Below are 25778 nucleotides of genomic sequence, written 5' to 3' on the forward strand. Positions count from 1 at the left end.
AAACGCCTGCCCGTACAGGCGGGGAGAGATCTATTTAATGGGATTTAGCTTCGCTGATCACTGTCTAGTTCTCAACTTTCTTACCAATAATAGCCGCATCGTTGATGGTCATTTCTTTTCGCTAATTATGTTAGAAATTTAGTAATTTTTCCCTACTTGCACTTTAAGACAGAGAGAAATCCACCTACACAGATTTCTCCACTCCGTTGCGCTCCGCTCGAAATGACGTTTCCCTAAAGCTTATCCTGTTCGTTCTAACCCCTTTGTGTTTTAAAAATGGTTGCCAGTAGTTACGATGGATAGATAACAAGATAAATCTATTCAAACTCATGCCCGCAATCATAACAATGATGGCATTTATTGGCTTTAATTGGGGTAGTAAATGTTAGAAAAGCTAATATAGTAGCCCAAAGACTATATTTTTTATCGGTTGCCATGCCATAGCCCACGTTGGTAGAGCCACATTTTTCACATACCGTTTTACTTTCTACTGATTCTTCTTCATCAACAATTTCGTGTGATGATTCAAAATCTAAACTATTGTCTTCAGCCAATAATGCATTAATGGCTTCCACATCTCGTTCAAAAACAATGAGCTTAACACCGCCTATGGCCTGGTTGTAAAGCGGCTGAATGGTAGAAACATTTTCATCGGCCAGAAAACAGGCAAATCCACTATCTTCCAATTTGGCTTTTATGATATTAGCCTCCATTGGATTATAAAAGGTGCTATAAACTACAGTTGTATCATTCATACGTTAAGCGAATAATTTATCAATAAAGATAGCAAAAAAATGATCTAAGAACTAACTCCTTAGGAATCCCCTCCACCAGTACCCCGAATCTTTAATGGTACGCTCCTGGGTTTTAAAATCATTATAGACTAGACCAAACCTCGCTGTAAAACCCTCTGCCCATTCAAAATTATCCATTAATGTCCAGGCCATGTACCCCGTAACCTTAATTCCTCCATTTTTGAGTTTGAGCAGGGCTGCGAGGTAAAGTTTAAAGTATTCGATCCGTTCGGGGTCCTCTACCCTTTTATCAATCAATTTATCGTGATAAGCTGCGCCGTTTTCAGTGATGATGATATTTTTAATGGCCGGATAAGCGGCAAATTGTTTTACAATATTATAAAAGCTATCGGCATTAATTTCCCAGCCCATTGCTGTATGTGGCTTTTTTCTGCTTTTGGCTTTCACTTCCCAAGCCTGGATGATCGGAATGAAAGCATTGTATTTCACCGTCAACGGAAAATAGTTTTGAAGACCGATGAAATCAAAGTCGAATTTCATCCTCTCCTGCAATCGCCAGGTACCATATTCGATCTGGAACTTTTCCAACACGTCCCAATCTGCCGTCGGAAAGCCCATGCCTAATATAGGCTCTACGAACAAACGGTTCATTAAACAATCTATCCGCTTTGCGGCCAATACATCATTATCGCTTTCAGTATAAGGAATTATTTCAGAACAGGAATAGGTAGTCCCGATGTTAGCATTGGCTACCTCGGCACGTAAAATTTTAGCACCCTCAGCCTGTGCCAAAGCCGTATGTAAAACCGCAGGAAAAAAATTGCTCAAACCTGTTTTCCCTGGGGCATGTACCCCAAGCATATAACCTAAAGAAGTGTAACCAAAAGGTTCATTCAAAACGATCCAATTTTTTACCTTATCGCCATATTCTGCTGCACAGATACGAACATAGTCATTGAAGGCAACATTAATGCTAAAGCTTGTCCAGCCGCCCTCATCTTCTAATGCCTGTGGTAAATCCCAGTGATAAAGTGTAACATAAGGTATAATTCCATTTATTAAACACTCATCGATAAGATTATGGTAAAACCTGATCCCTTCCTGATTTATTTCTCCCCTTCCGCTTGGTAAAATCCTCGACCAAGCGATAGAAAACCTAAAAATCTTAAAACCTAAGTGTTTAATCAGTGCAACATCTTCAGCATAACGATGATAAAAATCGCAGGCAGGATCTAATTTATGATTCTTCTTTACTTTACCATTTTTCGCTGTAAAAGTATCCCAGATAGAAGGCCCCTTACCGTACTGAGTTGCCGTTCCTTCTATCTGCGCTGCAGCGGTAGCTACACCCCACAAAAAATCCGAACCGAAATCGCTTGCCTTAATCATTGTTATCGATTATTTGCCATAAGTTGCGAGTTTAATATTAACAAATCATTAATAATCAAAATGATTCGAAATAAAAACAATTTTTGATATTTTTACCTATGCGCTACTCATTAATTTCTTTCCTATTGGTATTACTAAATCTCAATGCCTTTGGAAAATTTGCAGCGCCCGTTAATGATGAACTCATAAATGCCATAAATATTACCAATACGAGCGCATATTGTAGCATAGATGCCGAATTTAACAATTTAGAAGCTACATCAAGCAATTATAATAAAGCTTTAAACTGGCCGGCTGTTGGAAAAGATGTATGGTATAAGTTTACGGCTACAAAATTTGCAGTAAATATTTCTGTTAGCGGAAAAATTAATAACAGCAGTACAGGTACCTTAACAGACCCACTGCTTGCCTTATATTCCTATGATGCCACAACTGGCTTAATTACCGAGCAGCCCGGCACACAGGCCCAATCAAATAATGTTGTTTCTCTATATAAAGGTACTTTAACGGTAGGACAAGTTTATTATATTCGGGTAAGTGCTGCAAATGATGTTACGGGCACCTTTAAACTGTGTATCGATAATTATTTCCCACCAATTCAACCAGGACAAGATTGCGGGACCTTCTCGGTACTATGCACAAAAGAAACCTTTACCCAGCTAAATGTAACCGGAGCTGGTGCAAACAATCATGAATCTGCCGGAACATGCCTGGGTACAGAATCGAACTCTGCCTGGTATATGTTTAAGGCTTCCAAACCAGGTGATTTTACTTTTGTCATCACACCTACGGTAACCTCAAACGATATTGACTGGATTTTTTACGATTTGGGTGTGAATGGAGACTGTAGTAAAATAAGCGGTGCAACAGCCATACGTTGTGCATCGGGCAGTGGTGTAGAATGTACGCCTTCCTATTACAAAACAGGCCTGAGTATGACCGAAACGGATTTAACTGAAGCATCAGGCTGTCCGGCTGGTCAAAATGGCTTTGTTAAATATGTAGACCTCGAACAGGATCATGTTTATGCACTACTCATCGATAATTTCTCGGGAGGGAATAATGGATTTACTTTGGAATTTGGTGGCATGGCAGATTTCTCAGGTCCTACTGCCGAAATTGATGTTAAAAAATTAAAGCCATGTACCAATAACCAGGCGTATATTTTTGAAAGCAAAGCATCAAACTTTGCCACCTTAAAATGGTCTTTTGGTGAAGGGGCAAGCCTGGCTTCGGCCACCACTGCAGGGCCATTTACCGTAACATACAGTACACCCGGAGAGAAAATTGTGGTTTTAGAAGCCAAAGGCACAAATGGTTGTAATGTAGTTACCACACAGACTTTTATTGTAGCTAACACCCCCGAAAAACCTGCAATAAGCGCTTCAAAGATTAATTTATGTCAGGGAGATGTGTTAAAATTAAGCACACCATTTTTAAATTTAGCCAGCTACCATTGGTCGGGACCAAATAATTTTAATTCGACAAGCCAAAACCCTGAAATCCCAGCAAGCGGACCAGAAGTAGTTGGTACATACAAGCTTTATGTTCAGGTTGGAGATTGTATTAGTGAAATAAATTCCTTGGAAATTTTATCGGTCGATTTAAAACCCGAAGCAATGTTTTCGATTGAGGTGAATAATAAGTGCGAAACCGATCAATCGTTTTCTTTTATCAATGCTTCTAAAAATTATAAAAAACTTACCTGGGATCTTGGTCCTGGAATAAAAAGTCAGATTGCCTCTAGTAACGACAGTAAAATATTGACCTTTACTGAGCCAGGACTTAAAACCATTACGCTAACCGTTGAAACCAACAATGGCTGTCTATCAACTTTTACAAAAGACATTTTAGTTGAAGTGAAGCCGCAAAAACCAGAAATAAGTATTAATCAACCTGCTTTTTGTTTAAAGGATATTATAAAATTATCGGTACCGGCACAGGAAGGAATTACCTATGCATGGAGTGGCCCAAACAATTATTCTGCTACAACCAATGCCATTGAGATTCCGGTGACAGATTTTAAACTGGCAGGAACGTATCAGATTGTATTAACAGCAGGGTCTTGTAGCTCCGATCCCGCAACTGTCGTTATCCCGGCCATTGCCAAAATTCCAGCCGCTAACTTTTATACCGAGCCTTCTTTTAATGTAAAATTTTCTATTCCTGTGCCCATTACCTTTATCAATACATCACTTGATGCGGATTTTTATGAATGGCGTTTTGGCGATGGTTTTACCTCTTCAGAACAAAATCCTACCCATATTTATCAAACCGATGGAGTATTCCGAATTACGTTAACGGCATTTTCCAAAAACGGCTGCTCAAATGCAATTACCCAGGGCGATCTTATGATCAAGAAGAATACATCTACATTTGTTCCAAATGCATTTTCGCCAAATGGTGATGGGATCAATGACGAATGGGTTATTGGCGTAACTAACCTCAAAAAATATAGAATACAGATTTACAACCGTTTAGGCACCCTGGTTTTCTCTACCAATAACATATTCGAAAATTGGAAAGGCACTTTTAAGGGTAACGATCTCCCTGTTGGGGTATATTATTATGTAATATTTGGTACTAACCTATCGAATACCATAATTAAATATTCTGGTTCAATAACTTTAATGAGGTAACTGTTTTAAAGTTCATGCTCTGTTACCAACCAACTGATTTAAATAAGTGCCAGATGGAAACATCTGACATCACAAATATCACCAACTATCAATTTAAAGTCAAACCAATCTCTTTCAGTAATATAGCTGCGTTAAAAGTTTTACACGGACCCTGTTTGAGCAGATAATCAAATCTCATTTCACCATCCGCGATCTGGATATCGAAATGGAAATTGCGAACTTTTTCAGGATGATCGATAATCAGATCGGCCAGTTGCAAATCGTGGGTTGCAAAAAGAGCAGGTGTTTTTTCAGCAATAAGCTTCTGGATAAAAACCTTTGACCCTAAATATTTATCGCGGCTGTTGGTACCCCTAAGCATTTCATCAATCAATACAAAAGTATCCTTATCTTTCACCACATTATCCAGGATCATTTTCAAACGATTGAGTTCCGCCTTAAAGGTAGAGGTACTTTCATTCAGCGAATCTTTGATCCGCATATAGGTATTAATCGAAAAGACGGCTAATTGCATGGTTTTAGCACAAACAGGTGCACCGGCGTAAGCCAAGACCATATTAATCCCCAATGTGCGCAGAAAAGTGCTCTTTCCAGCCATATTAGAGCCTGTTACAATGTCAACCGTTGGTTTTACCTCCACTCGAAAATCGTTATTTACCCTTACTTGTTCATGAATAAGCGGGTGCCCGATCTGAGTAGTAACCAGTTCAAATTGATCGGTAATAATCGGGAATACCCAATCTGGCTGATTGTAAGCCGTTGTAGCCAGCGAAATCAATTCTTCAAAATCACCCAAATGATCAAGCGCAGCAATTACATGTTTTGAGGATGATTTATACCAATTATCTAAATTGATGCAACATTTTAAATCCCAAAGTAAAAGGGCATTTAGTACCCCGCCAACGATAATATTCAGTCGGGCATCAAAATTCTCGATAATTTTAGTAAGACCTTTAATTTCCTTATTCACCGGAATTTCCGAATCGAATAAGCTTAGTGTATAGCTGCTTTTCCAGTTCTGGCTCTCTGTCCATAAAATAGCACTTGCATATCCGTTTAGCAGATTCGAACTTCCACCGAAGCTATAAAATACTTTGTTGATTTTTGAGGCCAGCAATACATTCCACCCGATATGGATGATAACCAGAATGGCCAATACTTTCCAAAAAATGCTACTGACCAAAAGTGCGGCTAATATTACGGCGATAGAAATATAAGGTACGATTTTCACATAAAACCGCATAAAAGATCCATTAACAAAACCCAACTGATTGCCTAATTGACTTTTTAACTGTATTTTAATCTGTTCTATTTTATCGGGATTGTAACCATGAAGGTTAGCCCTAAAACTGTAGGTTTCTGCTATCTTGTGCGTTATTTCTTTTATCGCTTCCTGGCGGTGTAATATCCTATCCGTGGTTGATTTTTCTGCAAAATTTTTAGCCAGCAGCCTGTTACCGGTTTTGGTACTGCAACGGTTGATGAGCGAAAACAAAGACGAGGCACCAAAAATATCAAGATCGGAAGTATAAGGATGCTGTTCAGATTCAAAAGCTTTACCATGATCATATCCGTTAGCGGTACCTTGTAAAATACCCCATTCGTTCTGGTAAACCCATAAAAGTTGTTTTTTATAATCAATTTCGCGATCCAGTTGGCTTTGTCTGCGCACAACAATGGCGAAAGCAATTACCGGTAATACTAAACAAATTTGGATCAATGTCCGCAAGCTGTCATCTGCCGAGCGCAGCAGCAAAATAAAAAATAAAATTTCGGTCAGAAACAAGCCTATGCGTAGGAAAGAAAGCTGATCGATTAATTTTTTTGTTCGATCTATGTCTGCAGTAGCCTCATTTATTTTCTTCTGGTAACCGTCTATTATTTCTTCTCGTTGTCGCTGCATGATTTTATTATGTATATATTTCCGAAGGTATCAGATCGATAGTTTGTCTTTTTTGTTACAATTTCTCTAAGTTTGAATTTCGAAATCCTAAAGATAGGCAAAATATTAAATGAAGATTACCCTGATTGCCATTGGCAAAACCGAAGATAAATATTTAATTGAGGGAATTGATAAATACATCAACCGCCTTAAACATTATATTAATTTTAGCTTTTTGGCCATACCTGATGTCAAAAATGTTAAAAACCTAAGTGAAGCGCAACAAAAAACGAAGGAAGCTGAACTCTTACACAAACAGATCAGCAATGGCGATATGGTAATTTTGCTAGATGAAAAGGGCAAGAAATATTCATCGGTTGAGTTTTCCAATTATTTAAACAAACAGATGATTGGCAGTGTTCAACATTTAATCTTTATTATTGGCGGTCCTTACGGATTTGACGAAAGTATTTACAAACGGGCAAATGGCCTAATTTCACTATCTGATATGACTTTTTCTCACCAGATGATCAGGTTATTTTTCGTGGAGCAGCTTTACCGCGGATTTAGTATCTTGAAGGGAGAGCCTTATCATCACGCTTAGTGATGAAAAATGTTTGAGGTAAGATGGACTATGTGGATGTGATATGGAAAACGGAAATAAAAATCATCATTAAATAAAAGAAACCATGATACTAGATAAATATAAACGGGAATACCGGTACAAGAGCAACCAGCGTGGCAGCAATAAATACCTATGGGTAAGCATTATCATTTCACTGATTATTGGCGGATTGATTTGGTATTTCGGCTAGGTACATAAAAAAACACCAGACAAATTGCCTGATGTTTTTTTAATTCTAATATAGAGTTTAAACGCCTTTTTTACTGGTCATATTGGCTTTTTTAGCCGGAGCTGAAGTTTTAGTGGTTGCTTTTGCACTTGCTGCTGGCTTAGCGCCGGTAGCTTTCACTTTTTTATCAGCAGCTTTTTCTTCTGCTAATTTCGCTTCTGCAGCTGGAGCCGGGGTTTCAGGTGCATCTTCTGTAAACAAAGGCAGATCTTTTAAAAGATTATACCAGGTAATGATTTTTTTCATATCCGAAGCATAAACTTTTTCTTGATCGTGGCCAGGAGCAACTTCCAAAAAGAAAGCACGTAAATCGCCTTTTAGATCCGGAGTACTTCCTTTAGCAGAAATTTTTGCAAAAATATCAGCTAATTTGATTTCCTCCTCTTCACCATACACTGTAATATCTTCTAAAGAAGCTAATTTTGTGTTGGTGATGTTGGCTACAATTTTAGTTTTTTGCGCATCTAAGCCTTCTAAAATATAACCCACCTTATTTTGTCCAACCAATTTAAATAAACCTGGTCTGCCAGATACGGCAACAATTCCTCTTAAATTCATATCTTGTGTGTTTAGCGGTTGGGGTTTAGCGCAATAGATCGTCTACCGCCAAGCGCATAATATATTTACGTTTAAAAACTCTTTATTGAACGCTGGGAATAGCGCTTTAAACGCTTATCGCCAAATGCCCTGCGCTCTTAATCTTCTACAACTTCAATATTTACAATTTTATCACCCTGACGAATATCATCAACAAGATCTACATTTTCAATAACTTTACCAAAGCAAGTATGGTTACGATCTAAATGAGCAGTATTTGCTCTGCTATGGCAGATAAAAAATTGTGACCCACCAGTGTTACGGCCAGCATGAGCCATTGATAAAACACCACGATCGTGATATTGATTTTCCCCGTCCAGTTCACAATCAATTTTATAACCTGGGCCACCAGTACCTGCTAAATGAGCCTTAGCCGGATCTTTTGAATTTGGACATCCGCCCTGAACCATAAAGTTAGGAATTACACGGTGAAAAGTTACACCATCATAAAAGCCTTCTTTAGCTAATTTTTTAAAGTTTGCAACGGCTTTCGGCGCATCATTTTCGTAGAATTCTACGGTCATATCACCTTTTTCTGTTTTTATTATTGCTTTACTCATATTTATATCGGTACTAATTTTAAAATTTTGTTCACCAAAAAAAATCATATTTTTTCAGTAGAGGTCAAAAATAACAAAATTGTATAACTTATAACACCATTAATTTTTCAATCCAGTTTAAATGCGGTATTTTAGTGTTTTAAGCATACCGATTTGACAAAGAAATATTATATCCTGTTCATCTGCCTGCTTTGCTCTCTTGGGCTTAGGGCTTCTTCCCTATTAATTTATATGGATGAAGACCAAAAAAACCACCTCAAAGCATACGGTATTGCCTATTGGACCGTCAGCAGACAATTGGAGGTTGATTGGCTTTTAAATTATCGTGGCGGCAGCTTTTTAGTTAAATATAATAAAACAGTTGAGGATGAACTTAAAATCCGCGGTGTATCTTACGAAGTAATGGCCGATGGAAAGGTAAGCAGCCTTTTAAATGAAATCAGCGACCCTGCTGTAAATATGGAAATGGTTAAATTGGAGAAGACACCCAAAATTGCCGTTTACTCCCCAAAAAGCAAACTGCCTTGGGATGATGCCGTTACACTTGTTTTAACCTACGCAGAAATTCCATACGATGTCATTTATGATGACGATATCCTTCAGGATAAATTGAATAAATACGATTGGCTACACCTGCATCATGAAGATTTTACAGGTCAGTATGGCCGTTTTTGGGCTAACTTCAGGTATGCCACCTGGTACCAGGAAGATGTTAAAAACCAGGAAGCATTGGCCAAACGTATGGGCTACAAGAAAGTTTCAGAAATGAAATTGGCCGTAGCCAAACACATTAAGGAATACTGTGCCGGAGGCGGTTTCCTGTTTGCCATGTGTTCTGGCACAGATAGTTTCGACATTGCCCTTGCTGCAGAAGGCGTTGATATTTGTGCCCAGATGTTTGACGGGGATCCCGCCGACCCCAATGCACAATCGAAATTGGATTTTAGCAAAACGCTCGCTTTTCAGAACTTCAGGCTTGATAACAACCCTATGAATTACGAATTTTCGGATATTGATGTGACCCAAACCCGTACGCTGAATCAAGCCAATGATTACTTTACTTTATTCGATTTTTCGGCGAAGTGGGATTTGGTGCCAACCATGCTTACCCAGGACCATGATAAAGTGATTAAAGGTTTTATGGGACAAACTACCGCTTTTAAAAAAAGCTTAGTGAAAACGAGCGTGACCGTTCTGGGGGAAAACAAGGGTGCAGCAGAGGTAAGGTATTTACACGGCGAAATTGGCAAAGGACAGTTTACTTTTTATGGCGGGCACGATCCGGAAGATTATCAGCATGCTGTGGGCGATCCACCTACAGATTTAAGTTTGCATCCAAATTCGCCGGGGTACCGACTGATCTTAAACAATGTACTTTTTCCGGCAGCCAAAAAGAAGCCTCAAAAAACTTAGATTCAAATTCTGGCATTATTCAGGTTTAAAATTATCCAACCTCCTGCTGCATTCCTGTTATGTGTACAGTAAATGGCTTCGTACGCAAAATTTCGATTGAATACTAACCTCACCCAATGCCTATTAAAATCGCACTGATAACCAATAATTTAACTCAAAAAATGTAACACAACTGATACTTTGGCACAGCTTTTGGAATAGCACTGGCAATTAACAAATAGGGTAACACCTAAAATTTAAATAAGAATTTTATAAAGAAAAATATCATGAAAAAGTTATTATTAAGTGCTTCAGTAGTTTTATTAGCAACCGGTGCTTTCGCTCAAAACACCATGACAGGTAGTGACGCGAGATTTGGAATAAAAGCCGGCGTTAACTTGGCAAGATTTCACTCAAGCGGTACTGATGGCAGCACATCTTTCAATGACAATGCAAAGGATAATGTTGGGTTTAATGTAACAGCATTTGCGGATTTCGGTGTAGGAAACAATTTCTTCATCCAACCGGGCGTATCATTACAGAACAAAGGTAATAAGTTTGAATCTACTAGTGCAGCGACAGTAGGTAACAACACCATAACCACTACATCATCTGTTAAAACAAATTTAATGGCCATTGAAGTTCCGGTTAATGCAGTGTTCAGAATCCCTACAGGTGATGCAGGTGCAGTGCAAATTAGTGCCGGTCCATATATTGGATTTAATATCTCAGGTAAAGACAAGGGACAAACCACAGTTACAACGGTTAACAATGCCAACAATACTAGTGCTACGGTAACCAATTCTAACGATAGAGACCTTTCTTTTGGTAGTGCAAGTGATAAAAATTATGGTAGCACAGACTTTGGTGCAAACTTTGGTTTAGCATACCGTACAAATTCTGGTTTCTTGGTAGGTGCTAACTACGGTTTAGGACTTTCGAATTTAATTCCTAAAGATAGCCGCGGTAACTCTGATGCAAAATTAACCAACCGTGTATTAGGATTTTCAGTAGGTTATTCATTCTAAGGGAAAATACCTATGAAAAAAAACCCTTCCCGATGAAAAATCGGGAAGGGTTTTTTTATGCTAGTGACTAAGCACTAATCGTAAAAATTCCAGCTTACCCCAAATTTCAACAAGGCGTCTTGCATTGGATATCGGTTTACAGTATAATAACCTGGTTGGAATAGACCTTGATTTACAAAATCATATTTGACAAAAATATTGGCCCTTTTTAAATTTGCTTTAAAAAAGACATCAATTATTGGTCTTGATTGTAGTTTTATTGGATTACGCTCATCAATATAAAACTGGGCAGTAGCTGGTGAATATAAGTAATTTGCATATTCGGAATTATACCTCACATCAAATCCTACATTGGCTTTTAATACCTTAAAAAAGGTATTATCAAAATAAATACTATTGTAAGTATAAAAATCCGGTGTTCTTAATACCGCATTTTTATCTGTTTTCTGATAAGCAACATAGTTTTCCATTACAAATTTACCAAACCGGGTTTTCTTAGATACATCCAACCTGATCAAACTAATATCAGCAGTAGCCTGTTTTGGTAAAATAGAAGTAGTATTATTGCTCAAATCTGCAGCAAAATAAAGATAATTACTGGTTAAGTAATATTTGGCTCCGGCAGTAAAACCATACTTATCATTGATATAGTTGAAGGATAAATTGGCAATTTTAGTGTTTTTAAAATCATTATTTGTCCATTGGTAATGATTGCCATGGTAATAATTAAAAATAGCTGCCGGTGTTTGGTTCTGCGCATAGGCCCCCAACTCAATCCTGCCGATGGTTTTGCCTAAAAGAATTTTGCTTTTGGCTTCGTATAAATAATCACCGGCATTTTCGCCCTGCAAAATTTGCTGCACATCTAAATTAAAATCTATGTTATTAGAAAACCGATAACCCGCGGAGCCTAAAATGGTAATGTTTTGATAAGCAAACCTACTCTGTTCATAACTGGTGCCATCTTGTTTTAACCCCAGATATTCATGTGTATAATAATCGTGCCTTATACCTGCATCAACCTTTAATTCATTTTTAATAACCGAACTATTTTTTGGCCTTAGAAAGAAACTATAAATAAATTCATTTTTGATGTGTTTTACGTGGGTAGAATCGTCGGTATATGTTGTACTCGCTATTCCTGGAGGCAGCACATTATTTGCATCCGTTCCGTTTTTGTAAAAATCATAACTATTGTTATTATACTCAAACGTGTACGAAACCTTATTGGTAGGTAAAACCGCATTATTAACATTTACAGAGGTATCTATCCTGCCTACGTAATAGGTTTGTTTCAGAAAAATGGTGTTCTTTCGGTACAAATTTCTGGCATCTGATAAATTTATGGGTTCTGCTTCTCTGGAAATTTTGGTGTAATTAGGTTCAAATAATCCTGTAGCTACCGTAGAACCATTCTCATAGGCACGCATGGTATTGAAAATTGCCGATGCCCACATATTATAACGTTTATTGGGCGATTGGTACCATGAAAATATGGCAACATTCAGGTTATCTCCACGCTGCCTCGAATAAAATCCTTTAGAATCGCCGCGGTTAAAATTAACCCCAACGTTCCAGTTTTTTTTTATGTTCTGTGTATGAGTAGCCCTAAAAAGCTGTTCTTTTTGACCTGCACTCACAAAGTACAGGCTGGTGTAAGGCGTTCTGGCCTGATAGTAAATGATATCATCAGGCGTTAAAGCATAATAATCGAGTGAATGGAAGCCCACATCGAAACCAATCCGCTTACTGGGCTCGTACAGTAAGGGGCGGGCCGAAAGCCCCATGTTACCATTGTTAATGGTTGGGTGGGTAGGTTGTAAAAGCGGGCTATAATTCTGAATATTAACAGTTGAGGTATCCAGTGGTAACAGCACAATGCTATCTTTGGTTAAAGACAGCTTGGTAAAGCGAATATACTTGGCTGTAAAAACTACAGAATCTTTACCCCCATCAAGCTTTTTCCTAACTGAATCAAGTTCTTTATTGGTACCAACACTTGTTTTTAAATCTTGAGCAAAGGCTTTGTTGATGCCTAACAGCAGCAGGAGATAAAAACAGATCTTAACAGCTTTATGCATCTTATAGTTCAGAAATTAAGCGGGTTAAAATCTCGGTCATCTTCGGTTCGGCTTTAGCTGCAGCGGCTAAAATTTCATCCAAATCAAAAGGCTGCAGATCTTCCGGAAAACCCTCGTCTGTTAATACAGAAATGGCAAAAACGGGCAGACCTGCATGGTTGGCCACAATAACTTCAGGCACTGTACTCATGCCTACTGCATCAGCACCAATTAAACGCAGGTATCTGTATTCGGCCTTGGTTTCTAAATTCGGTCCGGAAACAGCTACATACACCCCTTTATGGCACTTAATGTCTACACTTTTAGCTATCTCTAATGCTTTCCCTATGATGTCGCGTTTATAGGGCTGGCTCATATCCGGGAAACGTGGACCTAATTCACTCTCGATTAAACCACGCAATGGATTATCCGGCTGTAAGTTGATATGATCATCGATAACCATCAAATCACCTTTTTTAAATTCGGGATTTAGGGAGCCAGCAGCATTGGATACAATTAAGTTTTCGATACCCAAACCTTTCATTACCCTAACCGGAAAGGTGATTTGCTGCATGCTATACCCTTCGTAATAATGTAAGCGGCCTTGCATGGCTATAATTTTCTTACCGTTTAATGTTCCGAAAATCAGTTTGCCGCTGTGGAACTCTAAAGTAGAGATGGGAAAATTGGGAATATTAGAATACATCAGTTGATGTTCAATCTCAATTTCTTTTACCAGGCCACCTAAGCCGGTACCTAAAATGATACCTATTTCTGGCTTAAAGTTCTCTGTTTTACGTTTTATATATTCAACGGTTTCTTCTATTGCTCTTAACATAATTTAAAATGAGTTCGTCAAAGATAATCTTATCTTCTTCAAATAATTCAACCTCGATAGGTAAATAATATATAGGTAAATCTACCAGTAAATCTTTAAATCCGGTAGCTCTTAAACGTTTGCTATCCTTTTCTGTTGTGATAATGATTTTATCTTTTTTATTGCTGGCCATAAAAGCCGATTTAAACTTCTTAAGATCATCATTTTTAAAAGCATAATGGTCAGGAAATTTTTCGTGTTTAATGCTTTCTGCGTATTTTTCAAGCTCTTCGATTAAAGGATCGGGATTTGCGATTCCGGTAAGCAGAAAAATTTCGAAATCTTTAATTGACTCAAGCGTTTGATATTCATTACTGTATAAATGGATCAGATCGCCATATTTTAAATAAGAATGCAAAACTAGCTGATCGACATCTGGCTGCAATTCATTTACCGAAGCCTGTTGGGCCACATGCAGTAAAGGCACTGGCGATTTGGTAACCAAAAGTACATCAGCTCTTTTGCGCGAGGAAAAGATATCCCTTAAATTACCCGCGGGCAGTAAAAACTGCAAAGTACCTAATTTCCTGAACTCAAAAAGCAAAATATTTAATCCGGCTTTAATGGCGCGGTGCTGAAAAGCGTCATCCAGGATAATTACATCATGATTGTTTTGCAACTGCTTTACTCCTGCCACACGGTCTTCGCATACGGCTACGGTAACCTGCTTAAACTTCTGGTAATATTGTAGAGGTTCATCACCAATTGTTTCGGCTGTAGCATGATCATCGCCTAGAATAAAACCCTTGGTTTTACGGCCATAACCCCGGCTTAAAATAGCTACTTTATATCCTGATAGCAACCTGACAAGGTATTCGGTGGTTGGTGTTTTTCCAGAGCCGCCAACAGCGAGGTTGCCCACGCAAATAATAGGTAAATCGAACGATACACTGCGCAAAATTCCCCAATCGTAAAGTTTTTTCCGGAGTGTAATGGCCATGGCATAAACCAATGAAAAAGGGAGCAATAAAAGACGTAGATAATTAACTAGCATAGTGTCGTGTTTTCAAAATTACTGATTATTTAAAAAAGAACGGCATAACTTAGGCTCATGCCCACTTAAAGCAACCACTGAGCGACTGAAATGGTTTGTAGGAGGGAGATTTAGTTTGAAGTTGGCAGTTTTTAACTGCCAGTTTACAGTAGCGATAAACTAAAGGCAAATCGACTTGTCAAGTTGTGACCAGATTATTCCGGTTAACAGTTTACAAATTGCAGTTTACAGTTACAACTAAATAATCGAAAACCAACTTATTAAGTTTAAAGTCGATTAATCAATGGTTTTCAATTTGCAGTTTACAATTGACAAATGGCAAATGATCTTAAACTTAAAATTGTTCCAAAATATCTTTATCAGATTTATAGGTTTCAACAATTATCTTTGGAATCATTAAGTTATGCTTCTGATAGAGTGCTGTCCATAACGCTGCATTGTTCTTTTTAGGGTATTGATAAAAATCCTGTCTTACTTTTAGGGTAGAATAATTATCGCTATTTTTCAATTCAGGATCAATATTTTCTAGAAAGACCAGTTCCATCTCTGCTGAAGGTTCTCCCTCAGAAAATAATCCCGCCACTACATTACACTTTAAATATGTAGAAGATAACTTCGACAAACCATTTTCGATGATATAGTTTTGCCTGTTGATCCAGATCATGCTTTTATTTACTGTGGCAATATTGCTTTCCATACCTTTAATCAGGTGTTGATCTACGGTGATATAGACCCAGCCATTCTTGCGTTTGTATAATACATTCTTGGTCCTATTGAAAGCGATCTTATAACATTTGGTTCCCTCATATTCAACCTGCCCTTCAATTTCATAATCATTATCCTCGCTTAGCATATTCTCATTGAGATTACTGACAAAATAAGATTTTAGCTCCACTCTTAAATCAACTGCATAATTGATCTTTACACTTCCTGTTTTTTTAAGTTCCTTCAGCCTTCGTAACCCTTCAAGCTGTAACCTGATATCATTTTTATATTCATCAGTGTGAAGATTAAATAATCCCTCGGCATAGCTATAATATTTGCCGTCTTTTACCATATACTGCCTGCACAACAATTTTTCACTTACCACGCCAGTGTCGGCAAGGTGCACAACAGCATTTTTCATCAAAGTAGCAGCGAAATTGGCGGCATAAATATGCACATCGTCCAATTTAATGTATTTGTCTTTTAACTTAACTCTTAACTCGCCGATAGTGCTTTGCTCATTAATTTCAAAAGAGCGGCTTTCGTAACCCACCGAACTGAAAAAAAGCAACTGACCTTTATTTAAGGAGTCTATTTTGAAACTAAAGTTACCTTCGGGATCACTTAGGGCTATTAATTTCTGCTTGCTGTAGATAGATACGGATGAAATACCTTTATTGGATTCATTAATTACTTGCCCTTTGATAAGCTGTTGTGACCATGCGCTTTGAAAAGTAAAAAGACTAGCTATCGTGATTAGCAATATGATTTTTGAGCGGTATAACATAAGAGATTTATAGCGTTATTTAGTAATATCTGATTATTTAACCGTAAAGTAATTATTCTATTTTAATAACAAAAATATAAAAGAAGGATGGTAGGAGTCAGTTAACCAATTTACCTAGTTAACAGTTTGCACTTTGCAGTTGCCAAAGCATCTAGAATCATTTAGCAGTTTCAGTTTGAAATTTAATACCTGAGTTCGAATAATAATGCGCTTTTATTCTTCTACATGAATATTTATATAAACGGGTTATCACCCTGAACCGAGCATTCGCGAACTCACCGAAGGTAATTCATTTCAGGGTCTTTCCTGCAAAATAAGATGCTGACCATGTAGTAGGCACAAGGCAATTGAAAAGGCTATTTCTACTTGTAAAATAAATCCAATCAGCACGACATAACGAACTTAGGTTAATAAGCAATATGTTAAAATCAACTAACTGATTCAAACAATTCATTGATTAAACCAGTTAACAGTTATTCACGTTTTTTTTATTATTATTGCCAATTACCAAAAATATACTTTAATGTCTCCAAATAAGCGATTAGTAATCGGTCAGGGTCAGATTAGTGGCTACATTTCTATATTTTTAGCTGTTTTAGTTTTACTCGGCATCCTTTGTTTTCACTATCCAGAAAAGCTTACCACCCCGGAGTTTCGTGAAGTTTATACCAAAGAAAGTGTTGAAGTTTTAATGTTGGGCGGTGTTATTGCAGCCCTTTTCTTTTCGGCATTGAGTATTGTTTTAAGCAAAAAATTAAAGTGGGCCTGGCCAGGCTTTTTGTTGACTGCTCTGGCAGTTTTATTGGGTGCGGTAACGGTTCAGGGTAGGGATGTTGCCAAATCTAGCTGGCATTTTGGCTTAGACTGGATGATTTTAGATTTGCTGCTCATGGTGGCTATTTTTGTTCCGCTAGAATTATTTTTTCCGAAAAATACTAACCAGACCAAATTTCATGAAGAATGGCGGACCGACTTAACCTATTTTGTAGTGAGCCATTTATTTATCCAGTTTTTTGGCATTGTAACCCAGAAACCTGCTGTACTATTTTTTGGCTGGATGGGTTTAGATCAGCTGCATACCTGGGTACAAAGCCTGCCATTTGTACTCGCTTTGTTTCTAGCTTTTTTCACTACCGACCTGTTTCAGTATTGGGCACATCGGATTTTTCACACTTGGGTGCCTTTATGGCGTTTCCATTCCATCCACCACTCCACCCAAAATATGGATTGGCTGGCCGGAAGCCGTACCCATTTTATCGATATCTTTTTCACCAGGGCCATGACTTTCATTCCGCTATACATTTTGGGCTTTTCGGCTACGGTTTTCAATGTCTACATTATTTTTATCGCCATCCACGCCGTGCTAATTCATGCGAATACGCGAATTAACTTTGGTCCGTTGAAATACATATTTACCACGCCTCAATACCACCATTGGCACCATTGCGAAGACCCTAAATATTATGGACATAATTTTGCTTCGATCTTTCCATTTATCGACATGATTTTTGGCACCTACTATTTGCCAGGCAAAGAATGGCCTGCCGGAACGGGTGTGCATGAAGCTTCTTATCCGAAAGGTTTCGTTAAACAAACTGTTTATCCTTTTACGAAAAGTCCGTTTGATGCAGATCTGAATATGGAAGAAAAAAGTGATAGATAATGGATTAAGCTAACGCTCGTTTCTAACGAGCATTGAATAACCCATCGTTTTAAACGATGTAATTGTAAACTATTGTTGAGACAAACAAAAACCCTCAGATGTCAACATTTGATCGCGCACAATATTATAAACCCAGCGCTGTGTGTGCTTGGTGTTTCTCTCAATAATCTCTGTGGCTAAGCAAAAATCATTTTACGATGTAATCGTAAAGCTATTTCCGCACTCGTTTGGAAACGAGCGCAAGCAGGATCCTCAGTGTTTTTTTCTCCATTCACTCTGTGGTTAAAAACACAAACATGGAACAAACGCTTTATTAATTCGTTATATTAGTGTTCCATCTTATTTTATGCAGGCCGAAACGGAAATTTTAATTATTGGGGGTGGATTGGCAGGTTTAACCGCTGCACTTCATCTAAATAAGTTGGGTTTAGTGGTTACGTTGATTGAGAAAGATACTTATCCCCACCATAAAGTGTGCGGTGAATATATTTCAAACGAAGTAGCCCCCTATTTTGAATGGCTTGGCCTGGATATTGAAAGTCTGGCGCCAACATTTATCAGCGAGTTACTTTTTACCTCAAACCTTGGGAAAAGTATTCAGACTCAATTGCCATTGGGCGGTTTTGGTTTGAGCAGATATACGCTTGATCATTATCTCTATACCGAACTCATCAACAGAAGGATAACAATAATCCACGATCGCGTTGTGGATATAAATTTTGCCAACAACCAATTCAAAGTAGCCACTACAAATCATACCTTTAACGCCCCTTACGTAATTGGCGCATATGGAAAAAGATCGGCCATTGATGTGAAGCTAAATCGGAGTTTTATGAATAAGCAATCGCCTTTTCTGGCCGTTAAAGCACATTACCAAGCCAATTTCCCTAATCATCTGGTTAGCCTGCACAATTTTGAAGGTGGCTATTGTGGCGTTTCCAAGGTTGAAAACGATCGGTTAAATATCTGTTACCTGGCAAATTATGAACATTTTAAAAAGCACAAAAATCTATCTGACTTTCAGGAAAACGTGCTGTATAAAAACAGTTACCTTAAGGATATCCTGGAAAATGCAACCAGTTTATTTGACGCGCCTATAACCATCAGCCAGGTTTCTTTTGAACGTAAAGAGCCTGTTTATAATCATATTTTAATGGTTGGCGATACTGCGGGCTTAATCCATCCGCTTTGCGGTAACGGTATGGCTATGGCCATCCACGCTGCCAAAGTTGCTTCAGAACTTTTGCATCAAAGGATCGAAGACAAAATCAACTCGCGTGAGGTACTGGAAGAAAGTTATACTGCACATTGGAACAACGAATTTAAAAGCCGATTGAAAATGGGAAGAATGTTATCTTCTCTGTTAAGGAACACCAAATTGGAAAGTTTAGCGATTAATACATTAATTAAAATGCCCTTTGTGTTAAGTACAATAATTAAAAGAACCCATGGCAAGCCCATCACAGTTTCATCATAAATGCCAGTAGATACCAAATTTAGAAGCACAGCACCAGAGATTATGGATGATTTCGCCATGGAAGGCGAGATATTGCGCGATGCGCTTGACAAAATAGCCAGCATTAACCAACTTCTTGGTGGTAATAAGGTTACATTAGATGGTGTTAAAATTTTAACAGACAGCAAACCATCCGATCAGGTCATCAGTATTACCGATATTGGTTGTGGAAACGGAGATATGTTGCGCACTTTGGCCGATTACGCAAAAAAGAAAGGTTTACGTTTTATTTTAAAGGGCATAGATGCCAATAGATTTACCATCAATCATGCTGAAAGTTTATCTGCCAACTACCCTAACATCACCTATGCCTGCAGCGATATTTTTGATGATTTGAGTAAACCAGAACCTTGCGACATCATGCTTTGCACCTTAACACTCCATCATTTTAAAGATGGAGAAATCATTGGTCTGTTAAACAATTTTAAAAGATCGGCAACAATGGGCATTGTAATAAACGACCTGCAACGAAGTGCAATAGCCTATTACCTGTTTAAAGCGCTGTGTTATGTTTTTCGGTTAAATGATATGTCTAGAGAAGATGGACTAATATCTATTTTACGTGGATTTAAAAAGGCAGATTTACTTAAGTATACAAAACAATTAAACTTAAAATCGAGTTCCATAAAATGGAAATGGGCTTTCCGCTACCAATGGATAATTAAAACAACATGAGCGTAACCATAAAAGCAGTAAGTAAAGCCTTACCAGATTATTGGCGGTCAACCGAAGACATTTTGCCATTTTTAGATGTTTGGCTAAAAGACCAGGACGATCGCTTTATCAGGAAAGTAAAAAAGATTTTTGAAGGTGCCGCGGTAGATAAAAGATACTCGATCATGTCGCCCGAAGATGTTTTTAGTAGCTTAAGCTTTGAGGAACGAAACGATATTTATGTACGCGAGGGCATAAAACTGGGCGCCAAATGTTTGGAAAGTGCACTTGAAAAGGCCAACTGGCAGGCGCAGGATTTAGACTACATCATTACGGTAAGCTGCACGGGAATCATGATCCCCTCTTTGGATGCCTATCTGATCAATTTGCTCAAACTGCGACAGGATATTATTCGTTTGCCCGTAACCGAAATGGGATGTGCGGCTGGTGTATCGGGTATGATTTACGCTAAGAATTTTCTGAAAGCTAATCCAGGCAAGCGTGCAGCAGTCATTGCGGTAGAATCGCCAACAGCAACCTTTCAGTTAAACGACTTTTCAATGGCCAACATTGTAAGTGCGGCAATATTTGGCGACGGTGCTGCCTGTGTGTTATTAAGCTCGGATCAAGAAGATACTGGACCGGAGATTTTGGCCGAAGAAATGTACCACTTTTATGATGCGGAAGAGATGATGGGTTTTAAACTCACCAATACCGGACTGCAAATGGTACTGGATGTGGCCGTTCCGGAAACCATTGCCAATCATTTTCCCGATATCATCCATCCATTCCTAAAGAGAAACGGATTCGAAATTAGCGATATAGATCATTTGATCTTCCACCCGGGCGGAAAAAAAATTATCCAGACTGTTGAAGAATTATTCGGACAGCTTGGCAAAAATATAAATGACACCAAAGAAGTATTGAGGCTTTATGGAAACATGAGTAGTGCCACGGTACTTTGTGTTTTGGAGCGGATGATGGATCAAAAGCCATTGCCTGGAGAAAAAGGACTGATGTTAAGCTTTGGGCCTGGTTTTTCAGCACAACGCATACTTCTACAATGGTAACACTTATTCATTAATCATCTACTCATGACCAAACTAGAAATATTAGATCAACTGCCTTATGGTAAATCTTTTCTTTTTGTTGATGAGTTATTACACATTGATGAAAATGGAGCAAAAGGCACTTATACTTATGCTAAAGATTTACCTTTTTATGAGGGACATTTAAAAAATCGCCCGATTACTCCGGCAGTAATCCTTACGGAAACCATGGCGCAGATCGGGTTGGTTTGTTTGGGTATTTATCTGCTCAGAGATGTCAAAACTGATCAAAATATATCCTTGGCCATGACATCAAATGCTATTGATTTTTTAAAACCAGTCAGCCCGGGCGAGCAGGTAATGGTTACCAGCGAGAAAGTGTATTTTAGGTTTAATAAACTCAGCTGCAAAGTAAAAATGGAAAATGCAGCTGGAGAAGTGGTTTGCAAAGGAAATATTTCTGGTATGTTAATTCGGAAAGAAAATGGATAATCGAGTGGTCATTACGGGCTTAGGCGTTTGTGCACCCAATGGTACTACCATTAACGAGTTTTCGGATGCCATAAAAAATGGCATTTCGGGCATCCGCCATCAGCCGGAACTGAAAGCCTTAAACTTCTCTTGCCAGATAGCTGGTAAGCCACTGCTTAGCGATGAGCGAATCGGCCAATATTTTACACCACTTGAATTACGGAACCTAAACAGTACAGGAATTATATATGGCGTTATTGCGGGTTTAGAGGCCTGGAAGGATGCGGGTTTAAACATTGAAAATAATAACGAACCCGAATGGGATAGTGGTACCATTTTCGGGACAGGCACGTCTGGTATTGATAAATTCAGATGGGCAATTAACAAAATAGATGCGCTCGAAATTAAAAAATTGGGCAGTTCAGTTGTAATTCAAACCATGGCCAGTGGCATAAGCGCTTTTATCAGCGGAAAACTTGGCTTAGGCAACCAGATTAGCACCAATTCATCGGCCTGCGCAACCGGAGCAGAAAGCATACTGCTGGCATACGAAAGAATTAAAACGGGCCAGGCTACCAGAATGTTGGCAGGGAGTACCAGCGACAGTGGTCCTTACATTTGGGGTGGTTTTGATGCCATGAAAGTTTGTACTTTTAAACATAACCACGATCCTGAAAAAGGTAGCCGGCCAATGAGTGCCACCGCAAGTGGTTTCGTACCCGGAAGTGGTGCGGGTGCTTTGGTATTGGAATCACTTGAAAGCGCATTGGCAAGGAAAGCTAAAATTTACGCTGAAGTGTGTGGTGGCCATGTCAATTCGGGCGGTCAACGGGGTTTAGGCTCTATGACTGCTCCAAACCCTATAGCAGTACAACGATGCATTCAGGCGGCATTAAAAAATGCCGAAATTGAAGCACGTGAAATCGACCTGATTAACGGCCACCTTACCGCAACAAGCAAAGATGCACTCGAAATAGAAAACTGGAAAATAGCCTTACAACTACCTGATCACGATTTTCCATACATCAATTCGTTAAAAGGTATGATTGGTCATTGTATTGCAGCCTCAGGAAGTATAGAATGTGTGGCTTCGATATTGGAACTTTCGGAGGGTTTTATATTTCCGAATATCAATTGCGAAGACTTAAACCCTGAGATTAGCACTTTAATTGATTCGAAATGTATTCCGCAAACAGTAATTCATCAACCAGTAAATATTTTAGCAAAAGCCAGTTTTGGTTTTGGCGATATTAATGCCTGTATTATTTTTAAAAAATATCCCTATGAATAAAGAAGAGATCATAGCAACCCTGAAAACGATTATTGAACCTTATAGTGAAGATGCAGCAGCATTGGCTCATATCGATGAAAACACCGATTTTATAAAAGATTTAAAAATAAATTCGGCCAATCTGGTTGATATTGTTCTGGACGTTGAAGAAAAATTCAACATCGAAATAGACAATGAGTCCATGGCTAAAATGCTTACGGTAAAAGCTACAACCGAAATTATCGCTCAAAAACTGGAAGCACATGCTGGGTAACGATATCGTTGACCTGAATCTGGCCAAAATCCAAAGTAACTGGAGGCGTAAAAACTACCTGGATAAAATTTTCACCGCAGAAGAACAGTTATTAATCTCGTCGGCAAATAATCCCGATGAAATGGTATGGCTGTTATGGAGTATGAAAGAATCAGCCTATAAAATCCACAATCGTAAAACGGGCATCCGGAATTTTGCACCGAAAAGTTTGAGCTGTTCTATCCATGCAGATACGTATGGTGAGGTAAAAATTAATGGATACAACTATTTTACCAAGAGCGATGTTCAAGCATCGTTTATACATACCATAGCTGCTCCTGTTTACGATAAGTTGAATGCAGTCGAAGTAGTTATTTATGAAATACCTGATCACCCAGATGATTATAAAAGTACTAAACCTGGCAGTGTAAGCCATCACGGTCAGTATTTGGCTTTGATATATTAACTATCATTTCTCTTGTGATTCAGGGTTAGTGTCAGCTGGTAACAGCCGACACCACGAACCACAAATTAACAACCGACACCAGAAAACAACTCCACTAAAAACACCCAAATTTTAACCACAATAAAGTGATAATTAACTTTTACCATCACTCCTCTTACACAGCAGAACGTTTACGCTGTTTTCTTTACAGAATAATGGAATGGCCAAGCCCAAAAAGCATTATCTTTGTGCAAATCATAAAAAATAAAACATGCTTAAAGGATTTTTTAACGTACCCACTCCGGTAAACGAACCCATTAACAGCTATGCACCAGGCACAAAAGAACGTTCGCTTTTAAAAGAAGCTATCGCAGAAGCTCGTGCTAAGCAATTGGACATTCCGATGTTTATTGGTGGCCAGGAAGTACATACTGAAAATAAGAAGAAAGTAGTAGCTCCGCATGATCATCAACATGTACTGGCTACCTTTAGTTATGGTGATAAAAGCCATGTAAAACAAGCCATAGATGCAGCACTAGCTGCCAAGGCAGCTTGGGAAGCTTTAGCCTGGGAACATAGGGCTGCTATTTTTATGAAAGCTGCTGATTTGTTCGCTACAAAATACCGCTACCAAATTAATGCAGCAACCATGCTTGGGCAAAGTAAAAATGCCTATCAGGCTGAAATTGATGCTGCTTGTGAACTGGTAGATTTTCTACGTTTTAACGTAAGTTACATGCAGGATATTTACGGACAACAACCGCCGGTATCGCCAAATGGCATGTGGAACAGAACAGAACAACGCCCTTTAGAGGGATTTATATTTGCTTTAACACCTTTCAACTTTACAGCAATTGCAGGTAATTTACCAGCTTGTGTAGCCATGATGGGTAACGTTGTGGTGTGGAAACCTGCAGATACCCAAGTTTATGCGGCCAATGTAATTATGCAGGTTTTCCGTGAAGCAGGTTTACCTGACGGTGTAATCAATCTTATTTTTGCAGATGGCCCTGAAGTTGGCGATGTGGTTTTCAATCATCCTGATTTTGCAGGGATTCACTTTACAGGCTCGACAAAAGTTTTTCAGGAAATCTGGAAAACAATAGGAACAAACATCCATAAATACAAATCATATCCACGCATCGTTGGAGAAACTGGTGGTAAGGATTTTATCCTGGTCCATCCAAGCGCAGATGTTGCTGCTTCGGTTACTGCAATTGTTAGGGGAGCCTTCGAATATCAGGGACAAAAATGTTCAGCAGCCAGCCGTACTTATATCCCTCAAAGCCTGTGGCCTGAGATTAAAAAATTAATGTTAAGAGATTTAGCCTCATTTAAAATGGGCGGAACAGAAGATTTCGGCAACTTTATTAATGCCGTTATTGATGAGCGTTCTTTCGATAAACTGGCTAAATATATCGATCAGGCTAAACAAGACCAAGGTGTAGAAGTTATTGCAGGTGGCAACTATGACAAGAGCAAAGGTTATTTTATCGAACCTACTATTTTAGTAGTTGACGATCCGAAATATAGCACCATGTGTGAGGAACTTTTTGGTCCGGTATTATCTGTTTATGTATACGAAGACAAAGAATTTGACCAGATTTTAGAAGTAATCGACACCACTTCACCGTATGCCCTAACGGGAGCTATTTTATCACAAGATAGATATGCTATAGAAAAAGCCAGTTATGCATTACGCAACTCGGCTGGTAATTTTTACATTAACGATAAATGTACAGGTGCCGTAGTTGGCCAGCAACCATTTGGCGGGGCAAGAGGATCAGGTACAAATGATAAAGCTGGGGCAATGATTAATTTATTGCGCTGGGTTTCTCCTCGTACCATTAAAGAAACTTTTAATCCCCCAACTGATTACCGTTATCCATTTTTGGCGGAAGATTAATATGATAATAACTTTGTATCAAAACCTCCGGA

At 38.6% G+C, this 25778-nt stretch carries 23 protein-coding genes; 14 read left to right on the forward strand and 9 right to left on the reverse strand.

Annotated elements, in window-relative coordinates; translation table 11 throughout:
- Positions 1-317 precede the first annotated feature (317 nt).
- Positions 318-755 (reverse strand): putative signal transducing protein, encoded by a 438-nt coding sequence (locus PGN18_RS00240; protein ID WP_335317341.1) that lies wholly within the window; start codon positions 753-755, stop codon positions 318-320.
- A 51-nt stretch (positions 756-806) separates the two neighbouring features.
- Positions 807-2144: a GH1 family beta-glucosidase gene (locus tag PGN18_RS00245; protein ID WP_335317342.1), complete on the reverse strand. Its 1338-nt coding sequence runs from the start codon at positions 2142-2144 to the stop codon at positions 807-809.
- Between the two features lie 98 nt (positions 2145-2242).
- On the opposite strand from PGN18_RS00245, the gene PGN18_RS00250 reads away from it, so the two are divergent.
- Positions 2243-4783, forward strand: a complete 2541-nt coding sequence (locus PGN18_RS00250; RefSeq protein WP_335317343.1) for a PKD domain-containing protein — start codon at positions 2243-2245, stop codon at positions 4781-4783.
- Positions 4784-4871: 88 nt separating this feature from the next.
- Here PGN18_RS00250 and PGN18_RS00255 read toward each other — a convergent pair whose 3' ends face one another.
- Positions 4872-6686: a MutS-related protein gene (locus PGN18_RS00255; protein WP_335317344.1), complete on the reverse strand. Its 1815-nt coding sequence runs from the start codon at positions 6684-6686 to the stop codon at positions 4872-4874.
- A 109-nt stretch (positions 6687-6795) separates the two neighbouring features.
- On the opposite strand from PGN18_RS00255, the gene rlmH reads away from it, so the two are divergent.
- Positions 6796-7269, forward strand: a complete 474-nt coding sequence (rlmH, locus tag PGN18_RS00260) for a 23S rRNA (pseudouridine(1915)-N(3))-methyltransferase RlmH (RefSeq protein ID WP_335317345.1) — start codon at positions 6796-6798, stop codon at positions 7267-7269.
- A gap of 85 nt (positions 7270-7354) precedes the next feature.
- Positions 7355-7480 (forward strand): hypothetical protein, encoded by a 126-nt coding sequence (locus tag PGN18_RS00265; RefSeq protein ID WP_262502298.1) that lies wholly within the window; start codon positions 7355-7357, stop codon positions 7478-7480.
- 57 nt (positions 7481-7537) lie between these two features.
- Here PGN18_RS00265 and PGN18_RS00270 read toward each other — a convergent pair whose 3' ends face one another.
- The gene (locus PGN18_RS00270; RefSeq protein WP_335317346.1) at positions 7538-8077 is read right to left on the reverse strand and encodes a DUF5606 family protein; all 540 of its coding nucleotides are present in this window, start codon (positions 8075-8077) and stop codon (positions 7538-7540) included.
- A gap of 137 nt (positions 8078-8214) precedes the next feature.
- On the reverse strand, positions 8215-8676 hold the full coding sequence (locus PGN18_RS00275; protein ID WP_335317348.1) for a peptidylprolyl isomerase: 462 nt from the start codon (positions 8674-8676) through the stop codon (positions 8215-8217).
- 231 nt (positions 8677-8907) lie between these two features.
- Here PGN18_RS00275 and PGN18_RS00280 point away from each other — a divergent pair, with 231 nt between their 5' ends.
- Entirely contained in the window at positions 8908-10089 is a 1182-nt protein-coding gene (locus PGN18_RS00280; RefSeq protein ID WP_335317798.1) for an asparagine synthetase B, read from the forward strand.
- Positions 10090-10355: 266 nt separating this feature from the next.
- Complete coding sequence (locus PGN18_RS00285; protein WP_335317349.1) at positions 10356-11096, forward strand: porin family protein; 741 nt, start codon at positions 10356-10358, stop codon at positions 11094-11096.
- A 74-nt stretch (positions 11097-11170) separates the two neighbouring features.
- Here the strand turns inward: PGN18_RS00285 and PGN18_RS00290 are convergent, their stop codons facing one another.
- From PGN18_RS00290 to PGN18_RS00305, 4 genes are all read right to left on the reverse strand, one after another.
- Positions 11171-13177, reverse strand: coding sequence for a putative porin (locus PGN18_RS00290; protein ID WP_335317350.1), 2007 nt, complete (start codon positions 13175-13177; stop codon positions 11171-11173).
- A 1-nt stretch (position 13178) separates the two neighbouring features.
- Positions 13179-13994, reverse strand: coding sequence for a purine-nucleoside phosphorylase (locus PGN18_RS00295; RefSeq protein ID WP_335317351.1), 816 nt, complete (start codon positions 13992-13994; stop codon positions 13179-13181).
- Positions 13966-15027 (reverse strand): tetraacyldisaccharide 4'-kinase, encoded by a 1062-nt coding sequence (gene lpxK / locus PGN18_RS00300; protein ID WP_335317352.1) that lies wholly within the window; start codon positions 15025-15027, stop codon positions 13966-13968. The genes PGN18_RS00295 and lpxK overlap by 29 nt, the downstream gene beginning before the upstream one ends.
- Positions 15028-15361: 334 nt before the next feature.
- A complete protein-coding gene (locus PGN18_RS00305) occupies positions 15362-16519 on the reverse strand; it encodes a carboxypeptidase-like regulatory domain-containing protein (RefSeq protein WP_335317353.1) in 1158 nt (385 codons plus the stop codon).
- 523 nt (positions 16520-17042) lie between these two features.
- Between PGN18_RS00305 and PGN18_RS00310 the strand changes: the two genes are divergently transcribed.
- From PGN18_RS00310 to pruA, 9 genes are all read left to right on the forward strand, one after another.
- Positions 17043-18182, forward strand: a complete 1140-nt coding sequence (locus PGN18_RS00310; RefSeq protein ID WP_335317355.1) for a sterol desaturase family protein — start codon at positions 17043-17045, stop codon at positions 18180-18182.
- A gap of 346 nt (positions 18183-18528) precedes the next feature.
- A complete protein-coding gene (locus PGN18_RS00315; RefSeq protein WP_335317356.1) occupies positions 18529-19659 on the forward strand; it encodes an NAD(P)/FAD-dependent oxidoreductase in 1131 nt (376 codons plus the stop codon).
- Entirely contained in the window at positions 19660-20373 is a 714-nt protein-coding gene (locus tag PGN18_RS00320) for a methyltransferase domain-containing protein (protein WP_335317357.1), read from the forward strand. It begins immediately after the preceding gene.
- On the forward strand, positions 20370-21422 hold the full coding sequence (locus PGN18_RS00325) for a type III polyketide synthase (protein WP_335317358.1): 1053 nt from the start codon (positions 20370-20372) through the stop codon (positions 21420-21422). The genes PGN18_RS00320 and PGN18_RS00325 overlap by 4 nt, the downstream gene beginning before the upstream one ends.
- A gap of 24 nt (positions 21423-21446) precedes the next feature.
- On the forward strand, positions 21447-21893 hold the full coding sequence (locus tag PGN18_RS00330; RefSeq protein ID WP_335317359.1) for a 3-hydroxyacyl-ACP dehydratase FabZ family protein: 447 nt from the start codon (positions 21447-21449) through the stop codon (positions 21891-21893).
- The gene (locus PGN18_RS00335) at positions 21886-23163 is read left to right on the forward strand and encodes a beta-ketoacyl-[acyl-carrier-protein] synthase family protein (protein WP_335317360.1); all 1278 of its coding nucleotides are present in this window, start codon (positions 21886-21888) and stop codon (positions 23161-23163) included. The genes PGN18_RS00330 and PGN18_RS00335 overlap by 8 nt, the downstream gene beginning before the upstream one ends.
- A complete protein-coding gene (locus PGN18_RS00340; protein ID WP_335317361.1) occupies positions 23156-23416 on the forward strand; it encodes an acyl carrier protein in 261 nt (86 codons plus the stop codon). Before PGN18_RS00335 ends, PGN18_RS00340 begins: the two co-directional genes overlap by 8 nt.
- Entirely contained in the window at positions 23406-23861 is a 456-nt protein-coding gene (locus PGN18_RS00345) for a 4'-phosphopantetheinyl transferase family protein (protein WP_335317362.1), read from the forward strand. The genes PGN18_RS00340 and PGN18_RS00345 overlap by 11 nt, the downstream gene beginning before the upstream one ends.
- 250 nt (positions 23862-24111) lie before the next feature.
- Positions 24112-25746: an L-glutamate gamma-semialdehyde dehydrogenase gene (gene pruA / locus PGN18_RS00350; protein ID WP_335317363.1), complete on the forward strand. Its 1635-nt coding sequence runs from the start codon at positions 24112-24114 to the stop codon at positions 25744-25746.
- Positions 25747-25778: the final 32 nt, after the last annotated feature.

The organism is Pedobacter terrae (genome assembly GCF_036946585.1).
GTDB lineage: Bacteria > Bacteroidota > Bacteroidia > Sphingobacteriales > Sphingobacteriaceae > Pedobacter > Pedobacter terrae_C.